The organism is Desulfobacter curvatus DSM 3379, assembly GCF_000373985.1.
Classification (GTDB): domain Bacteria; phylum Desulfobacterota; class Desulfobacteria; order Desulfobacterales; family Desulfobacteraceae; genus Desulfobacter; species Desulfobacter curvatus.
The window spans coordinates 1-16,367 of record NZ_KB893131.1; the positions used below are offsets into that span (position 1 = coordinate 1).

Here is a 16,367-nt window from a genome sequence, read left to right on the forward strand (position 1 = left end):
CCTTCTGACTTAAATTCGAAAATGTCTTTACCGTCTCGCGAATCTGTTCAAGTTCTGCGTTTTTAATCTGCCGACCACACTGGCTTATCACAGCGTTTTCTCCTCAAATGTAACGTTTCGATTGGTGGGTGAACTCACACACATCCACGTTACATTATCAAAAGACCTGCAGAGTGTCTATTATAATTTTGCGACAAAATAATTTTAGATGTCGCTCCGCCCCCCTGATATCATTGATAATAAATTTTGATGCGTCAGCGCTGAATATTTGGTTGGTAGAAAGCAAGTTCTTATCAGTCGCACCGTCATCGGGTTTATCCTCCAAAACCAGGGTGTTAATCCCAAGCCGGGCCAATTTCCGGGAAACCAGGCCCCCGCTGTTACTCTCTTTGATGCCGCCGGTCAACATAACCTATGTAAAACTTTTGTCAATATCATTGCCGGTGGATGATCCGAGCCCCTTTGCCATATATATAGATGCTGTAAAATTATTTTAAACCAGCAACCATAACTATTTTTCATATATGACAACACCCAAAGCCGCAGCCCAAAAACAGACGCCTGATTCTCCTAAAACGCCCATTGCCATCATCGGCATGGGCTGTATTTTTCCTGAATCCAGAAACCTCAAAGAATTCTGGAAATTGGTATTCAACGGCATTGATGCCATCACACAAGTACCTGAAGACTCACACTGGCGTCTGAAAGATTATTTTAATGAAAACCCTGACTGTCCTGACCATGTCTATTGCAGCAGAGGTGGTTTTTTACCGGACATTGCCTTTGACCCCCTAACCTATGGTATGCCCCCCAAAAATATTGACGCCACGGACACCTCCCAGCTTCTCGGCCTGGAAGTGGTTCGCATGGCGCTTGCCGATGCAGGCTACCCTGTGGGTCATAGTCATCTCAAAGAAAAACGGGTAAATGTCATTCTCGGGGTAACCGGCACACAGGAACTTGTGATCCCCCTGGGCGCAAGACTGGGACATCCGTTCTGGAAAAACGCTCTGGATGCGGCCGGCATCGCCCCTGATAAAAAGGAACGGGTATTAAAACAGATCAGCGATTCCTATATCGGCTGGCAGGAAAATTCATTTCCAGGCCTTCTGGGCAATGTGGTGGCCGGAAGAATCGCCAACCGTCTGGACCTGTCCGGCACCAACACGGTGTGTGATGCGGCATGTGCAAGCTCCCTGTCCGCCATTCATACCGCCATGATGGAGCTGGAAACCGGACAGTGCGATATGTCCATCACCGGCGGGGTGGATACCCTCAATGACATATTCATGCACATGTGTTTTGCCAAAACCGGTGTATTGTCTCACAGCAGTGACGCCCGGCCCTTTTCAGAAAATGCCGACGGTACCGTGCTTGGCGAAGGTGTCGGCCTGCTGGTGCTCAAGCGCCTTGAAGACGCCCAACGTGACCAGGACCGGATTTATGCGGTCATAAAAGGCATGGGCACCTCCAGTGACGGACGCACCTCGGCCGTATATGCCCCGGAGGCCAAAGGACAAATCAAGGCGCTGAAAAACGCCTATACCAATGCAGGTGTTCTGCCTGAATCCGTGGGGCTGATTGAAGCCCACGGCACAGGAACCCGGGTGGGAGACAAGGTTGAATTCACGGCACTGAAACAATTTTTCAAAGACAACACCACCGAATCCACAGCCATAGGTTCCGTGAAATCCATGATCGGACACACTAAGGCGGCAGCAGGCGCTGCGGGCATTATTAAGGCAGCCCTGGCGTTGCACCACAAGGTCATCCCCCCCACACTCAAGGCCCAAACGCCTGACCCTGACCTGGACATACACAACTCCCCGTTCTATCTCAACCAGGTCTCAAGGCCCTGGATCGGTAACGGCACAGTGAGTTCTTTGCGGCGTTCCGGCGTCTCCGCCTTTGGGTTCGGCGGGTCAAACTTTCATGCGGTGCTTGAAGAGTACGCACCCCAAAAAGCAGATATCTCATGGGACGGTACAACCCAAATCCTGGCGCTTTCAGGCAAGACCCAAAAAGATATTATTGGAAAGCTTGACAGCATACGTGACACCATAAAATCCTATGACAGCAGAGACAAGGCTGCCGTTTCCCAGGCCATTGCCTGGCAGGCTGCCCAATCCAGAAAAGCATTTTTATCCAAACATAAAATGCGGTTATTGATTTTGCTGTCTGACCAGGATGATGTTTTTGAACGGATGGACCAGGCGAAGCGTGTGATCAATGGGGATCAACCGGCCAACCCGCCGATATTTTTCGGCAAAGGCGCGGCCTCAGGCAAGCTTGGGTTTGTATTCCCGGGCCAGGGCAGTCAGTACACAGGGATGGGCGGTCAGATTATGTCTGTTTTTCCCGAAAGCCTTGACGTGCTGGATATGGCCCAGGCCTGTGTCGGTAACACGGATGCAGGAGATGATGGACTGCTGTCCGCCTATATGTATCCGCCGCCGGAATATGCCATGGATAAAAAGTCGGCCGAGGCAGCCCTGCGCCAGACCCGCATCGCCCAACCAGCCATTGGAGCGGTCTCCTTGTCCATGCTGAGCATTCTTTCCCGGTTCAAGGTAGCCCCTGAAATGACCTGCGGCCACAGTTACGGAGAGTTGTGCGCACTCTATGCTGCCGGCTGGATTGATGCACAAACCTGTCTTGAATTGTCGGCTGCCCGGGGCAATTTCATGGCCAAGGCCGGCCGGAGTGCAGGAGATCCCGGCAGCATGCTCGCCATCCAGGCCCCCATTGAAAAGATCGAAGCCCTCCTTAAAGAGGAAAAGCTTGACCTTGTCCTGGCCAATAAAAACAGCCCGTTACAGGGCGTATTATCCGGGGAGACCCAGCACATCCTCAAGGCTGAAAAACTTTGCAAAAAACGCAAAATGCGGGCGATCAAACTGCCGGTGGCCGCGGCGTTTCACAGCCGCCTGGTATCAGATGCCGCAACCCCGTTCAATGCGTTGACCAGGAAAGCCGCCATCACGCCGACACCAATTAAGGTATTATCCAATACCACCGGATCACCCTACCCTGAAGATTCCGCCCAGGCCCAGGAGCTATTGGGGCAGCAGTTGATGTATCCGGTGGATTTTATCGGTAATATCAAACAAATGCACGACCACGGCGTTGACACCTTTGTGGAGATCGGACCCAAGTCTGTTCTGTGCGGTCTGATTAACTCCATTTTAAAAGACAAGGATGTACAGACCATTGCCCTTGATAAATCAGCCGGAAAAAATTCAGGTATCCGGGATTTAGGCATGGGATTGTGCGCCCTTGCAGCCTCAGGTCATACAGTGGATCTTTCTGCCTGGGAAGAAGATATGGCGCCGCCTGAGTCTAAAAAACTTGTTATCATGATCAACGGGGCCAATTCAAAACCCGCAGAACCTGAAACACCCCAGCCCGAAATGGTTCAGACTAAAGAGGCACCCATTGACGCCCCTGGCCAGCCGTCACAGAACCAGGCATCCCAAGCCCATAAAAACAAACACATTGTACCGGATTCATCTGTGTATACAACGGGTTCAACCCAACAGACATCCACCACACAAGGACATACCATGACATCTTTTCCACACCCTGAATTTAACGATTTTCAAGTCCGGCCAACGTCAAATTCACCCCAACATGTGACTGCAAATCAGGTTCCGGCAAACCCGGATATCCTTATCCAGGGGCTCAATGCCATGCAACAGCTCCAGGCCCAGACGGCCCGGGCCCATGAAAAGTTTCTGGAAACCCAGACCCAAGCCAGCCAGGCCTTGGCAGCGCTGATGTCACAAACCCGTGGACAGATGTCTGTCCCGGTCCCGGCCGCCCCTGTAATGCAACAGCCCCCGGCTCCGGCACAGGCCGTGCCTGCGTATCAGCCCCAAATACCAGAACCGGTTCCAACGCCACCAGTTCAGCAGACCGCATCAACGCCGACGCGCTCCAAGACCCAGCCGCCCCAACCATCAGCCCTTGCGATGCCTGCCCCGGCTGCTGCAGCCCCGGCCCCGGCAGTTAAAAATGTCCTGTTTGAAATTGTCAGTCGCTTAACAGGATTCCCGGTGGAGATGTTGGAACCTGAAATGGATATTGAATCAGACCTTGGCGTTGATTCCATTAAAAAGGTTGAGATCATTTCAGAGCTTGAAAAAGCATTTCCCGATAGTGAAGATCTATCAGCCCAGCGCCTGGGATCGGTCAAAACCCTTGGAGATATCTGTACGGCTGTTGAAACAGACCAGAGCGCATCCCCGGCACCGGAACACACCCCAGCACCCATTGCCAAGGAACAAAACGAGCCGAAAAACAACCCGCCGGCCCAATCCCAAGATGGTACCCTCGGTATTCTGGTCAACATCATCAGTGAATTAACAGGGTTCCCCCGGGAGATGCTTGAACCTGGAATGAATCTGGAATCGGATCTTGGTATTGACTCCATAAAACGGGTTGAAATTTTGTCACGGCTTGAACAAGAGCAACCGGACTCCAGGGCATTATCTCCGGATGACATGGGCAGTTTGAAGACCATAGCCGACATCATAAACTACTTAACGCCTGAACAAACAACGGTTTCCAAAGAAACCCCTAAAAAAAAACTTCGCATGACCACATAAGCGACCCGGACTTGGCCGAACAGGCCGAAGAAACAGAATTAAAAGTACTTGGCAGGCAGGAGATCGCGCTCACGGCGTTTCCTGCCCATCAGGTCCGTTTTTACAACGGAGCAAAAATTCACATTCCTGCAGGTAAAACCATTTACCTGACAAGGGATAGTGAAGGCGTTGCCAAGGCATTTGCAAAAGAATTTCAAAAACTTAAGCTTGCCGCACAGATTATCGATGCCACCCCGGAAAACATTCCGGATCTGCCCGATGCAGCAGGGCTTGTCCTTATACCGGACACATTTTCCCAACCTATGGACGACGCGTTGGCCGGCCGGTTTCTTTTAACGGCGTTCAGCATGGCATCAAAAAACGGGCCATATCTCACAGCAAGTGCCAAGGCAGGCGGCAGCTTCATGGCCTGCGTCAGTTTTCTTGGCGGTGGGTTCGGGTTTAAAAATTTTGAACCACAAATCAGTCCTGTGTACGGCGGAATGGCAGGCCTTGCCAAAACAGCCGCCCTTGAATGGAAACCGGTTCTTTGCCGGGCTCTTGATCTGCCGTTTGACCCCAAAGCCGTAAAAGAGAACGCCGAAGCTGCCGTTGCCATGATGATGACCCGTGGAGCTGTAGAGATGGGGCTTGACGGTGAGCACTGTTACATTCCCGAACTTATATCCAAACCTGTGGGCGAACCTTTGGCAATCGGCCTGGACCAATCCGATGTTGTGATGATTTCCGGCGGTGCCAGGGGGGTTACGGCAGCCTGTGCCATCGCCCTTGCCAAGCAATGCGGGTCTAAAATAGCGCTTTTGGGCAGATCTAAACCGCCCTTTGAGGAACCAGCATGGCTTAAAGGAATGGATACCCCCGCCCAGATGAAAAAAGCCATTTTTGCCAATGCCTTTGAAAAAGAAAAACCCACGCCTGCCCGGGTGGAGGCTGAATATCGCCATTTTGCCTCAAACCGCGACATTAAAGCCAATCTGGCACGGATACAAAAATGGGGCAATGACGTTGTCTACTACTGCGTGGACATCCGGGATAAAGACCTTGTCAGCGCGACCATGGAACAGGTAACCCGACAGTTAGGTCCGGTAACGGCCTTGATCCATGGGGCCGGCGTCCTTGAAGATAAATTGATCTGCGAAAAAACACCCGGCCAATTCAAAACTGTGTTTGAAACCAAAATCAACGGGCTTTTTGCGCTTCTTTCATCCATGGATCAAGATAAACTCAAGTATCTGGTGATGTTTTCATCGGTGGCGGCAAGATTCGGAAATACCGGCCAATGCGACTACGCCATGGCTAACGAAGTGCTCAATAAAATCGCCCAGGCCAAACAATCCACCCTTCCCCATTGCAGGGCAATCGCCATCAATTGGGGGCCATGGGACGGCGGCATGGTCACAGACGCCTTGAAACGGGAATTTGAAAAACGCCGGATTGAGCTGATCCCCATCCAGGCGGGCGCCCGGCAGATGGTGGCGGAAATGGGCAATACCGATGGGGCCTGCGTTGAGGTCGTTGTGGGGGGCACCATACCCTCAGACTTACCGGAACCCTCTGCTGTGATGAATAAAGTGCTGACCCAGACCTTCAGCAGCCAGGACAGTTGCATCATTGAAGCGCATAAAATTGACAATGCACCGGTTGTCCCCCTGGCCCTAATGGTGGATCTGCTGGCCTGCGGTGCGGAAAAGAACAATCCGGGCCTTCAATTCGCCGGCATGGAACAGGTACAACTGCTCAAAGGAATTGTACCCGGCGATGGCCAAATAACTGTTCAGGTGGACATTGGAAAGTGTACGACCATAGATCATCAACAAATTACATCCGGTCGTATTATCTCTTCAGGAAAAAACGAACTATCCATCCAGCATGCCAGAGCCCAGGTGATATTGGCAGATACACTGCCGCAACCACCGGTTTTACCCAAATCAGCATCCATGGACCTTGCCCCCTGGGACATCCGTATGGACCAGGCCTATGACACCATCCTTTTCCATGAAGGTGAACTCCAGTGCATTTCCGACATCGGCGGGGTGTCGCCCAAGGGAATTGAGGTGATGACCACCACAGCACCGGACATCAGCACCTGGTATAAAGCCCCCCATGCACGGCAATGGGCCATGGACCCCATGGTGTTGGATGCGGCCTTCCAGGCGGCAATTTTATGGGCCTTCCATAATTGCGGACAGGTATGCCTGCCTGCAAGCTTTGCCAATTTGCGGCTTTTTCACGATTTTCCCAGACAAAGCGGGCATAAGGTTCGGATTATATTTACGGTCAACCACCAGGACCGGCATAAAATAAAAGGATATTTCACATTCCTTGATGAAAACGACACAGTCATCGCAAGTATGATGGGGTTTGAAGCCGTCATGGATCCGGGGTTGCTTGATAAATTTAAATCTCCCCCGCTGTTTGACCGGGACAAAATTTTAGCCTTTGCCCAGGGAAATCCATCCGAAGCATTTGGAGAGCCTTATAAAGTTTTCGATGAAGAACGTGAAATTGCAAGGCTGCCAAGACCACCCTACTTTTTCATGGACGCGGTGATAAAAGCAGACCACCCGGCCTGGCAAACCGCACCCGGCGGGTGGATAGAAACCACGTACAAAATTGATAAAAATGCCTGGTATTTTACAGCCAATCATAGCGACACCATGCCGTTTTGTATCCTTCTTGAAGTGGCCCTTCAACCCTGTGGATGGCTTGCCGCCTATGGAGGTGCCGCCCTGATCAGCGAGGAACGCCTCCATTTCAGAAATCTTGGGGGAAAAGCCAAACTGGTCAAAAACCTGACCCGGGCGTCCGGGTCAGTCAAAATACGAGTCAGAATGACCGACGTGTCCAAGGCCGGTGGCATGATCATCCAAAACTTTGATATGGATGTGCAGAACAGGGGAGAATCTGTTTACACAGGGACTACCAATTTCGGATTCTTTACGGCTGATGCGTTATCCAAACAGGTGGGAATCAGGGAACCCCAGGCGTTCTCGCCCCTTGAAAACAATACTCAACAGTCTGTAACTATATTTGAAGATCATGCCCCCTTGACCCCGGAAGACAAAAATATTGCCCCCAATACGGGGATGCCGGGAAAAGCATTGAGAATGATAGACAAAATTACGTTCCTTGATTTCAAAGCAGGAGTGCACGGCCAGGGGCTGATCCAGGGTGAAAAACAAGTGGACCCTGATGAATGGTTCTTCCATGCCCATTTTTATCAGGACCCGGTCTGCCCGGGGTCTTTAGGCGTAGAGTCATTCCTCCAGTTGATCAGATTTTTCATGGTCAAAAAATTCGATCTTAACCCGGAACAATTTGCCCCTGCAATTGCGGAAAACCATGAACATGAATGGACATACCGGGGACAGATCATCCGCTCGAACGTAAACATTGTTGTCCAGGCCCACATAAGTGCGTGCACCATGGATGAGACGGGTTGCAGAGCAACGGCTGACGGCACTCTGAGTGTGGATGGAATCTGCATATATGAAATGAAAAATTTTTGTTTTTCTCTGCAAGCCATAAGCATCGCAGCGGATTTGAAAAAAATCAAAAAAATATCTAATCCGTCCTGACAGGATTGTGGTGGAATTTATATCCAGTTTAAGGAACGCGTCAACCTGACCAGTGATTTCAAAGTCGGAAGGTTATGGGCCTTTTGCCTTAAATTCATCACACCGGCGATTCTTGGTTATATGATTATATCCTGAAAAAACAACTCTAAGGCAGATTTGAACCGTTCAAACACTATAGAAACATCCCGGCTACGGTGCCGGTCATACATGTAGCCAAAGTGCCGGCAACGATGGAACGTAACCCCAAGGCTACGATTTCATCCCTTCTTTCCGGCACCATTCCGCCCATGCCGCCGATCATAATACCCATGCTGCCGGGATTGGCAAAACCGCACATGGCATATGAAATGATGATGCGGCTGCGTTCACTGATTTCTCCGGCTGGAATGCGGGTCAAATCAAGGTATGCGATGAATTCGTTAAGAATTGTTTTGGTACCCATCAAAGCCCCGGTGGTAGGGGCTTCGGACCAGGGAATGCCCATCAGCCATGTTGCAGGTGCCATGATCCAGCCTAAAATCCGCTGCAACGAGAACGGCTCCCCGTTGAACAGCGGCATCAGTCCAAGTGTCATGTTGACCAGGCTCACCATAGCCACAAGAACGATGATCATGGCCACAATATTGATCATAAGATCAATGCCGGACACAGTGCCCTTGGTAACGGCATCCATGACGCTTTTATAAACCGTTGGCGTGGACAGCTTGCCTTCCGTCACATCCTGGGTTTCAGGAATCATTACTTTTGAAATTAAAATGGCAGCCGGTGCACTGATAATAGAGGCGGTAAGAATATGACCTAAAATACCGGGGATCACAGGCTTAAGAATTGTGGCGTAAAGCACCATAACCGTGCCTGCAATGGTGGCCATACCGCAAGTCATTAATGTGAACAACTCACTGCGGGTCATGTCGGATAAATACGGCTTGACCAGCAAAGGTGCCTCCACCATGCCCACAAAAATATTAGCTGAAATCCCTATGCCTTCAGCTCCCCCGGTGCCCAGTGTTTTATTGAGAATTACACTGAAAGAACGCACCGCTGCAGGGATAATTTTCCAATAAAATAACAACGCAGACAACGCGCTCATCACCAAAATCAAAGGCAAGGATTGAAACGCAAGGATAAACGACGCCCCGGGATAGGATTCCTTGAACGGAAGTGTGCCGCCGCCAATGTATCCGAACACCATGGCCGTACCCTCTCCGGTTGCCTTTGAAAGCGCTGTCACCAACCCGTTTAAATAAAAAAAGCCCTGGCGTATCCACGCAAATTTCAGTGTCACGACGCCAAGAACAAGTTGCAATGCGATTGCTGAAACAATCAGCCGGACAGAGATCTTTTCTTTATTCTCGCTGAGTAAAACAGCAACACCTAAAAAGGCAAACAGCCCTAGAATACATTGAAACATATCAACTCCTTGGCAACAGATTTAAAAATCTTCATATGAAAATCTCCAGCAAGTAACTGGATTCTTTCTATCTTTGTTGTGGGCCGAAGCATAGGTGTAGATAGACCAAGGACGGCCCATGGCTGTTTATAAGAAAGTCTGTGTAAGTTACTCAGATCTTTCAAGCTTTGTTGTGGGCTATGCCTGGCAGTTGATATGTCAGGTCAGCCCATGGCTGTTATATGAACATGGTATCTGCCATTGTTCAAGTTTTTCTTTTAAAGATAAATATCGTGGCCGGATTCCATAAAGGCTTGACTTATATATCATGCTTGTTTCTTAATTGATTAAATCGACGGTTGCGTTTTTTGGGCAGGGAATGTTTAATCTCCAATACAGTCAAATTAAAAAGGGAAGGCAATCATGCCGGATTTATTGATAAAATTGTATGAGTTGCAGTTTGAGCAGTATCCAAAGGAACATTTTGATTGTGACTTTAAAATTGTCCGGCCTCTATCCGGTGACAAAAGCAAAGTAATTGAATTTGTGCGAAAGGAATTTAGTGAAAGCTGGGCAAATGAGTGTGAAAGAAGTTTTTCAAACGCGCCGGTTTCTTGTTTTATTGGTGTAAAAGAACAAAAAATCATCGGATTCGCTTGTTACGATGCAACAGCAAAAGGATTCTTTGGGCCCATTGGTATTAAACCGGAAGCAAGGAAAAAGGGCATTGGCACCCAACTTCTTTTTTCTTGCTTAAGTGACATGTGGGATAATGAATACGGATATGCCGTTGTAGGATGGGTGGGTGAAGATCAAATCGATTTTTACAAGAAAAACACCTTCGCCACGGTGATTCCCGGATCTAATCCCGGAATCTATAAAAAAATGGTCGAGATAACAGCCATGGGCTGATCCGGTCTATCACCATTTCTTGCTCTATCCGGGAGCGCGGGCGGAACGTCCGCGCTCCCGGATAGGTTATTTCGGACTCATTCCTAAAAAGTTTTTCGAACCAGGGTCGACGTCAAGCAATTGGCATCATCTTTTTCCGGATACCACAAATTGTAATGCAGCCCGCGGCTCTCCTTGCGCATTAATGCGGACTTAATGATCAGTTCCGCCACCGTGGCAAGGTTGCGCAGCTCAATGAGATCCGCCGTAATCTTAAAGTCCCAATAGTACTCTTCAATCTCATGCTGGATCATTTCAATGCGGCGCTGGGCACGGTGAAGACGCTTGTCCGAACGGACAATGCCCACATAATTCCACATCATACGCCGGATCTCATCCCAGTTGTGGGTCACCATAATGGCTTCATCCCCATCCAGGGTATTGGTCTCATCCCAGGGCTCCAGATCAACAGTAGCTTTCTTGGCGGCCTGTTCAAACTCTTTTAATGAGGACTGGGCGGCATTATGGGCATAGACCAACGCTTCAAGAAGCGAATTGGAGGCCAGACGGTTGGCCCCATGCAGGCCGGTGCATGCGGTTTCCCCTACGGCATAAAGGCACTGGATGTCGGTGCGCCCGTTAAGATCCGTGGCTACGCCACCGCACATATAATGAGCGGCCGGCACCACCGGAATGGGCTGCTTGGTGATATCAATGCCATACTCCAAACATTTGGCATAAATATTGGGAAACCGTTTACGGACAAAATCGGAATCCTTGTGGGTGATATCCAGAAATACGGAATCTGCACCGGTTTTTTTCAATTCATTGTCAATGGCCCGGGCCACAACATCCCGGCAGGCAAGTTCCAGGTCTGGTGAGTATTTGCCCATGAACCGTTCGCCCTTTTCATCAATGAGATAAGCGCCCTCCCCTCTCACAGCCTCGGAGATCAAAAAGTTCTTGGCCTCGGGGTGGAACAGACAGGTGGGATGGAACTGGACAAACTCCATGTTCGCCACAGTGGCTCCGGCCCGGTATGCCATGGCAATGCCGTCCCCGGTGGCCGTGTCGGGGTTTGAGGTATACAGATAAACCTTTGAACCGCCACCTGTGGCAAGCAGGGTCACTTTAGCGGCAACGGTCTCCACTTTTCCACTCTTATTATCCAAAACATAGGCCCCGCAGCAAATGTTTTCATGCTGGGTTCTGACCAGACCGCTGCGGACACTTGTGGAATAGGTAATCAGGTTGACAGCCACACGGTTTTCCAGAATGGTTATATTCTCATGCTGTTCAACATTTGAGACCAGGACATCTTCAATTTCCTTGCCGGTGAGATCCCGGGCATGGATGATTCTGTTCTGGGAATGTCCGCCCTCCCGGCCCAGGGCAAAATCATATTTGCCGTCACCGTCAAGGTTGAAGTGGGCCCCTAAATCCACCAGTTCCCGAATCCTTTCCGGACCGTTTGTCACTACCATGTTGACCACATCTTCAGCACAAAGCCCGTCCCCTGCAGCCAAAGTATCCGCCACATGATTTTTAAAGGAATCTGTTTTGCTGAATACGGCAGCAACACCACCCTGGGCCAGTGCCGTATTGGTCTTATAAATTTTTTTCTTGGTGATAATGGTCACCCGACCAAACTGTGCAACCTTCAATGCATAGCTTAAACCGGCGACACCGCTGCCAATGACCAAAAAATCGGTTTCAATCATTTCTCAATACTTCTTATTAGCTAAATAGCGGGTTAAAAAATAGTAAGGATAAATCAGGATAACAGAGAACTTCTTTTTCTTTTGCGGGTGCTCATTCCAAAAATCAATCCCACAATAAAAACACCGGCCCCGGAAAGCAGACCCAGTTTCACCTCACTTTTGATGCTTCGTTCAAGACTTTGAATGCGCTTTTCCTGCTCCTGGGACTGTACCAGAAGCGCTTTATGTTCGGTTTCCAGTTTCAGGTAACTTGCGGAAGCATCTTTGAGTTGCTTATATTTCTGGGCAATTTCCGTTAAGGCCTTGTTCTGAGTATTCAGAGTGTTTACTGTTTCTTCTGCTGCGGAAAGCTTTGAAGCCAGGCGCTCGTTTTCCTTTTTGTACCGCTCAACCATTAAGGCTTTAGGTACTTCTTCAGTGAGAAAACGGGTCAGCACCCAGCCGGTTTTCCCGGCGGAATTTCTAACCATGGACCAATCCTTACGGTATTCCAAAATCTGCAGTTTGACCCCGGACGTAACCATCGCTACAATTTTATGGTCAACCCCCGGACCCGTGCGCATGGTGATCTTAGTTACCCCGGATACATAAATATCCTTTGCATAAGCGCAGGTTGCCATAGAAAAAAAGAAAAAACAGGTAAGAATCAAATGCTTTGCTCTCATTTTTTATCCTCTTTCGTTAAGTTAGGTACCATTACCATTGCAACGGGCAATTATCAAGGGAAACCCTCGTGCAGTCCCGGGAATTCCTTATGCTCCCGGAATACAGGGTACAGAATACCCGATTTATCAACACCCAGGTACCCTCCGTTACAAAAGTAAATGGTAATTTAACAACTTGTTGAGACACAATAACAACAGGGATCAGGGAAAAGTCATTTCTTTTGATTTCAAGGAAATTGAAAACATACGGGCTGGCTGGCCTATTCCGGGAGCGGCGCTTGTCTATGTACGGCACGCTTGGGAAGCTTGACGGTGAAATAAATTTGAAGTGATGGAATCTGCCAAGCCTTTACCCGGCCGCGCTAGGGTAAAGGCGTGGTGCTTTTTCAATCCATTGCTCTATGCAGTTCCTAATTTTCAAATGCTCAAATCGACAACTGAACTGCCATTCTCTCGAATTTTTTCGTCAATAGCTTCTAAGCTTTTTGCCAGGGTTTCATATGATATTTCCGGCAGTTTGCCTCCCCAGACTTTTTCCGCGTCTTTAAACCCTTGAAGGACGCCTTCCCGGCCGGATTTTAATTTCTCTATATCATCGCCGGCACCTTTTAGGACAAAATCAGCGATGCGTTGGGATGTTTGATCCACGCCAAAATATCCGTCTTCCCCGACAAGCTTGTCAGCCTGCTCGGGGGACAATTCGGAAATAGGTTTATCGTTATAGATCAAAGAAGATTTAAGATCCTGATCCAGGCTGCTGAACTGAGTAAGCGCATGCTGGGTCTCAAGGTTGTATTGGGTAGGGGTTCTAACTTGCAGACTGAATTGTACTATTTCAGTCTGCATTGAATACTGTGAAACCGATTTATTTTCTCCAACGCGATTCCTTGATTGAAATAATGAGGCATCAATCCCGGTGGCGTTATATATACTGCCTGGCACATTTATCATCGTCCATTCTCCCTGCTTGGTGTTTCTATTTAATATCGGTCTTTAAAAGAAATTTCTAAACTTTAAAAGAGCATTTAAATTGACTGTACCGATATTTTCGTTACCTCCCGGAAAAATTCTCCCAATGCTATGTCGCTTACCCAGAATATCTGAAAGCACATCTCCCACAATGGCGAAAAAATGGGTGACTCTGCCATTTAATGGGCGAATCCATTTCTCCATTGCCACATTTCTATCCCCCCATTTTCTTCGTTTCATATCCTTTTCTTTGGATAAAAATATGAAACTTGTGCTATATCTAAAAAAATTGGAATTGGCATTTAAGGAGAACTAATGAAAATTTTAATTGTCGACGATACGAAATTATCGAGAGCAATGATTTTAAAACGCATCCCTGACAATGTGAAAAACAGTTCAAAAATTTTCCAGGGAACGAATGGCCGTGAAGCTGTGGAATTGTACAAGGAAATAAAACCCGATATCACCTTTTTAGATTTGACCATGCCGGAGATGGACGGTTTCACAGCCCTTGAAATCATCCGTGCCCACGACCCGGAGGCCCGGGTGTATGTTATCACGGCCGATATCCAGGCTAAGGCCAAGGAGCGAATTTTGGCTCTGGGCGCAAAAGGTATCGAAGAAAAACCCATAGACGAAAATCGTATAGCACAAATCCTGGCCACTATTTAATAAGGGCTTCCTGAAAAATGATTGACAGCGACATCAAAGAAGCATTAGGAGAGTTGATCAATATTTCATACGGGTCCGCCACTGCGGCAATTGCAGATTTGTTTGACAGTTTTGCTCAGCTGAAAGTTCCCGGGATTCAGATCATTTCTGTCGGAGACGTGGAACACGCAGTTCTTGGTAAAATAAACCATGAACCCGACCTCTACATCACCACACAGATGTTTAAGGGAACTTTTGAAGGCGAAATCCTGTTCGTCATAGATAAGCAAAGTGCTTACAATATACAGAACCTGATTTGTCTGCTGGAAGAAGTATGTACAGACCAGGAAGAAGACGATTCAGAAACCCGGCAGAGCATCTTGGAAATAGCCAATATACTGGGTGCCTCGTGCATTGGCAAATTAGCCGAACTTTTGGATTCGGTCGTATCGTTTTTACCGCCCAGTATCGAATTGAACAACCAGCTGCTTATGGGCCGGGAAAAAGCCGGCTACAGTAAAGTGCTTATTATCTCCACGGTCCTGGAGTTCGAGGAGGAGCAGATCACCGGTCATCTGTTCATCCTGTTCGATGATGAAATGTTTGTCTGGTTGGAAAAAAGCTTGTACGCATTCATAGAGGAGAATACGTGAGCTTTGTGAAAACTGACATTCTTGATGCCCTGGAAAATGGGGTTATCATTACCGATAAAGACTTGAATATACTGTTCTGGAACAGATGGCTGTCCGTACATACAGGGATTAGTCAGGAAAAAGCCCATAGACAACGCTTGCCAAAATTATTTCCAGATACTTCATTTTCCATCCTAAAGCGGAAAATCCGTATTGCATTTACTCTAAAAACCCCGTCCTTCATGAACGCATCCGTGGAAAAATACGTTATTCCGATTAAACTGAACAAAATTACAAAATCCATTTTTCGTTTCATGCGCCAGGATTCCGTAATCACGCCCCTGGATGACACTCAGGTTGCCGTCCTGATATATGATGCAACCCAGTTACTGGAAGCAAATGCGGTTATTGAGACTCAACTCAAGCTGGAGGAAAAACAGGCTCGAATCGACGGTCTTACCCAATGCTACAACAAAACAATGTTTAATAAACTTTTGGCTATAGAAATAAAAAAAGCAAACCGTCACGACTATGCTTTTTCCATGATTATATTAGATATTGATAATTTCAAATCAGTGAATGATACGTTTGGACATTTGGTGGGGGATTATGTTCTCAAGCAGATAGCAACCATTTGCTCCCAAAACATCAGGGAAAGCGATGTCTTTGCCAGATGGGGAGGAGAAGAATTTTGTATTCTGCTACCCCAAGCCACGTTAGAAAATACGATTGCCGTGGCAGACAAACTCAGGCGTATTGTGGCTGCCCACAATTTTGGAGAGGCAGGCCCCCAGCAGTGTAGTTTCGGTGTGGCTGAATATTCCAAGGATAACCAGCAAGCAAATCTGGTGCGCCAGGCGGATGAAGCTTTATATTATGCCAAACACAACGGAAAAAATAGGGTGGCCGCATACCTGGACAACCAGAAATTTATCCTATCGCCTTAATCTTTGCTAAAAATTTAGCCGTTATTCCAGTGATAGCTCAACAATCATTGGATCTAATTTTTTGCCCGTCTTGACAATGCACTTTTTTACAAAGGGTTTGTAGCCTTGTGCACGGATAGTTAGATCGAATTCACCATCTGGTACGCCAAAGAAAACGAAATTCCCTTTGTAGTAGCAATCCGAACGTGGAATAACATAGTCTAATGAGAATATTGATATATAACGGCCACGGGCCGTCCTTGGTCTATCTACACCAAGACTTCGGCCCACAACAAAGCTTGAAAGATCTGAGTAACTTACCCAGACTTTCTTATAA

At 48.2% G+C, this 16,367-nt stretch carries 12 protein-coding genes; 6 read left to right on the forward strand and 6 right to left on the reverse strand.

All coding sequences use genetic code 11. The features are described from left to right. The first annotated feature begins 524 nt into the window (after window positions 1-524). Both B147_RS0126720 and B147_RS0126725 read left to right on the forward strand, forming a co-directional pair. A complete protein-coding gene (locus tag B147_RS0126720) occupies window positions 525-4,607 on the forward strand; it encodes a type I polyketide synthase (RefSeq protein ID WP_020590265.1) in 4,083 nt (1,360 codons plus the stop codon). An 11-nt stretch (window positions 4,608-4,618) separates the two neighbouring features. Continuing rightward, the gene (locus B147_RS0126725) at window positions 4,619-8,185 is read left to right on the forward strand and encodes an SDR family NAD(P)-dependent oxidoreductase (RefSeq protein ID WP_020590266.1); all 3,567 of its coding nucleotides are present in this window, start codon (window positions 4,619-4,621) and stop codon (window positions 8,183-8,185) included. Between the two features lie 172 nt (window positions 8,186-8,357). On the opposite strand, the gene B147_RS0126730 is transcribed toward B147_RS0126725, so the two are convergent. Beyond that, entirely contained in the window at window positions 8,358-9,596 is a 1,239-nt protein-coding gene (locus B147_RS0126730; RefSeq protein ID WP_020590267.1) for a NupC/NupG family nucleoside CNT transporter, read from the reverse strand. Between the two features lie 402 nt (window positions 9,597-9,998). Between B147_RS0126730 and B147_RS0126735 the strand changes: the two genes are divergently transcribed. Next, the gene (locus tag B147_RS0126735; protein WP_020590268.1) at window positions 9,999-10,487 is read left to right on the forward strand and encodes a GNAT family N-acetyltransferase; all 489 of its coding nucleotides are present in this window, start codon (window positions 9,999-10,001) and stop codon (window positions 10,485-10,487) included. A gap of 83 nt (window positions 10,488-10,570) precedes the next feature. Here the strand turns inward: B147_RS0126735 and nadB are convergent, their stop codons facing one another. From nadB to B147_RS0126755, 4 genes are all read right to left on the reverse strand, one after another. After that, the gene (nadB, locus tag B147_RS0126740; RefSeq protein ID WP_020590269.1) at window positions 10,571-12,187 is read right to left on the reverse strand and encodes an L-aspartate oxidase; all 1,617 of its coding nucleotides are present in this window, start codon (window positions 12,185-12,187) and stop codon (window positions 10,571-10,573) included. Between the two features lie 53 nt (window positions 12,188-12,240). Beyond that, window positions 12,241-12,852: a TIGR04211 family SH3 domain-containing protein gene (locus tag B147_RS0126745; RefSeq protein WP_020590270.1), complete on the reverse strand. Its 612-nt coding sequence runs from the start codon at window positions 12,850-12,852 to the stop codon at window positions 12,241-12,243. Window positions 12,853-13,269: 417 nt separating this feature from the next. Further along, window positions 13,270-13,803, reverse strand: coding sequence for a hypothetical protein (locus B147_RS0126750; RefSeq protein ID WP_020590271.1), 534 nt, complete (start codon window positions 13,801-13,803; stop codon window positions 13,270-13,272). Window positions 13,804-13,845: 42 nt separating this feature from the next. Further along, window positions 13,846-14,061 (reverse strand): hypothetical protein, encoded by a 216-nt coding sequence (locus B147_RS0126755; protein WP_020590272.1) that lies wholly within the window; start codon window positions 14,059-14,061, stop codon window positions 13,846-13,848. Window positions 14,062-14,136: 75 nt separating this feature from the next. Here B147_RS0126755 and B147_RS0126760 point away from each other — a divergent pair, with 75 nt between their 5' ends. Genes B147_RS0126760 through B147_RS0126770 form a run of 3 tightly spaced genes read left to right on the forward strand, consistent with a single transcriptional unit; the run spans window position 14,137 to window position 16,051 of the window. Further along, the gene (locus B147_RS0126760) at window positions 14,137-14,493 is read left to right on the forward strand and encodes a response regulator (RefSeq protein WP_020590273.1); all 357 of its coding nucleotides are present in this window, start codon (window positions 14,137-14,139) and stop codon (window positions 14,491-14,493) included. 17 nt (window positions 14,494-14,510) lie between these two features. Next, window positions 14,511-15,125, forward strand: coding sequence for a hypothetical protein (locus B147_RS0126765; protein ID WP_020590274.1), 615 nt, complete (start codon window positions 14,511-14,513; stop codon window positions 15,123-15,125). 5 nt (window positions 15,126-15,130) lie between these two features. Next, entirely contained in the window at window positions 15,131-16,051 is a 921-nt protein-coding gene (locus B147_RS0126770) for a sensor domain-containing diguanylate cyclase (RefSeq protein ID WP_245569108.1), read from the forward strand. A gap of 21 nt (window positions 16,052-16,072) precedes the next feature. On the opposite strand, the gene B147_RS32600 is transcribed toward B147_RS0126770, so the two are convergent. Further along, window positions 16,073-16,367 (reverse strand): carboxypeptidase-like regulatory domain-containing protein (locus tag B147_RS32600; protein ID WP_211216970.1); only part of this gene is annotated, 295 nt, incomplete at its 5' end.

Coding starts and splice junctions, on each gene's coding strand:
- B147_RS0126735 (WP_020590268.1), top strand. CDS start 9,999: ATGCCGGATTTATTGATAAAATTGTATGAGTTGCAGTTTGAGCAGTAT.
- nadB (WP_020590269.1), bottom strand. CDS start 12,187: ATGATTGAAACCGATTTTTTGGTCATTGGCAGCGGTGTCGCCGGTTTA.
- B147_RS0126720 (WP_020590265.1), top strand. CDS start 525: ATGACAACACCCAAAGCCGCAGCCCAAAAACAGACGCCTGATTCTCCT.
- B147_RS0126765 (WP_020590274.1), top strand. CDS start 14,511: ATGATTGACAGCGACATCAAAGAAGCATTAGGAGAGTTGATCAATATT.
- B147_RS0126755 (WP_020590272.1), bottom strand. CDS start 14,061: ATGAAACGAAGAAAATGGGGGGATAGAAATGTGGCAATGGAGAAATGG.
- B147_RS0126730 (WP_020590267.1), bottom strand. CDS start 9,596: ATGTTTCAATGTATTCTAGGGCTGTTTGCCTTTTTAGGTGTTGCTGTT.
- B147_RS0126760 (WP_020590273.1), top strand. CDS start 14,137: ATGAAAATTTTAATTGTCGACGATACGAAATTATCGAGAGCAATGATT.
- B147_RS0126745 (WP_020590270.1), bottom strand. CDS start 12,852: ATGAGAGCAAAGCATTTGATTCTTACCTGTTTTTTCTTTTTTTCTATG.
- B147_RS0126750 (WP_020590271.1), bottom strand. CDS start 13,803: ATGATAAATGTGCCAGGCAGTATATATAACGCCACCGGGATTGATGCC.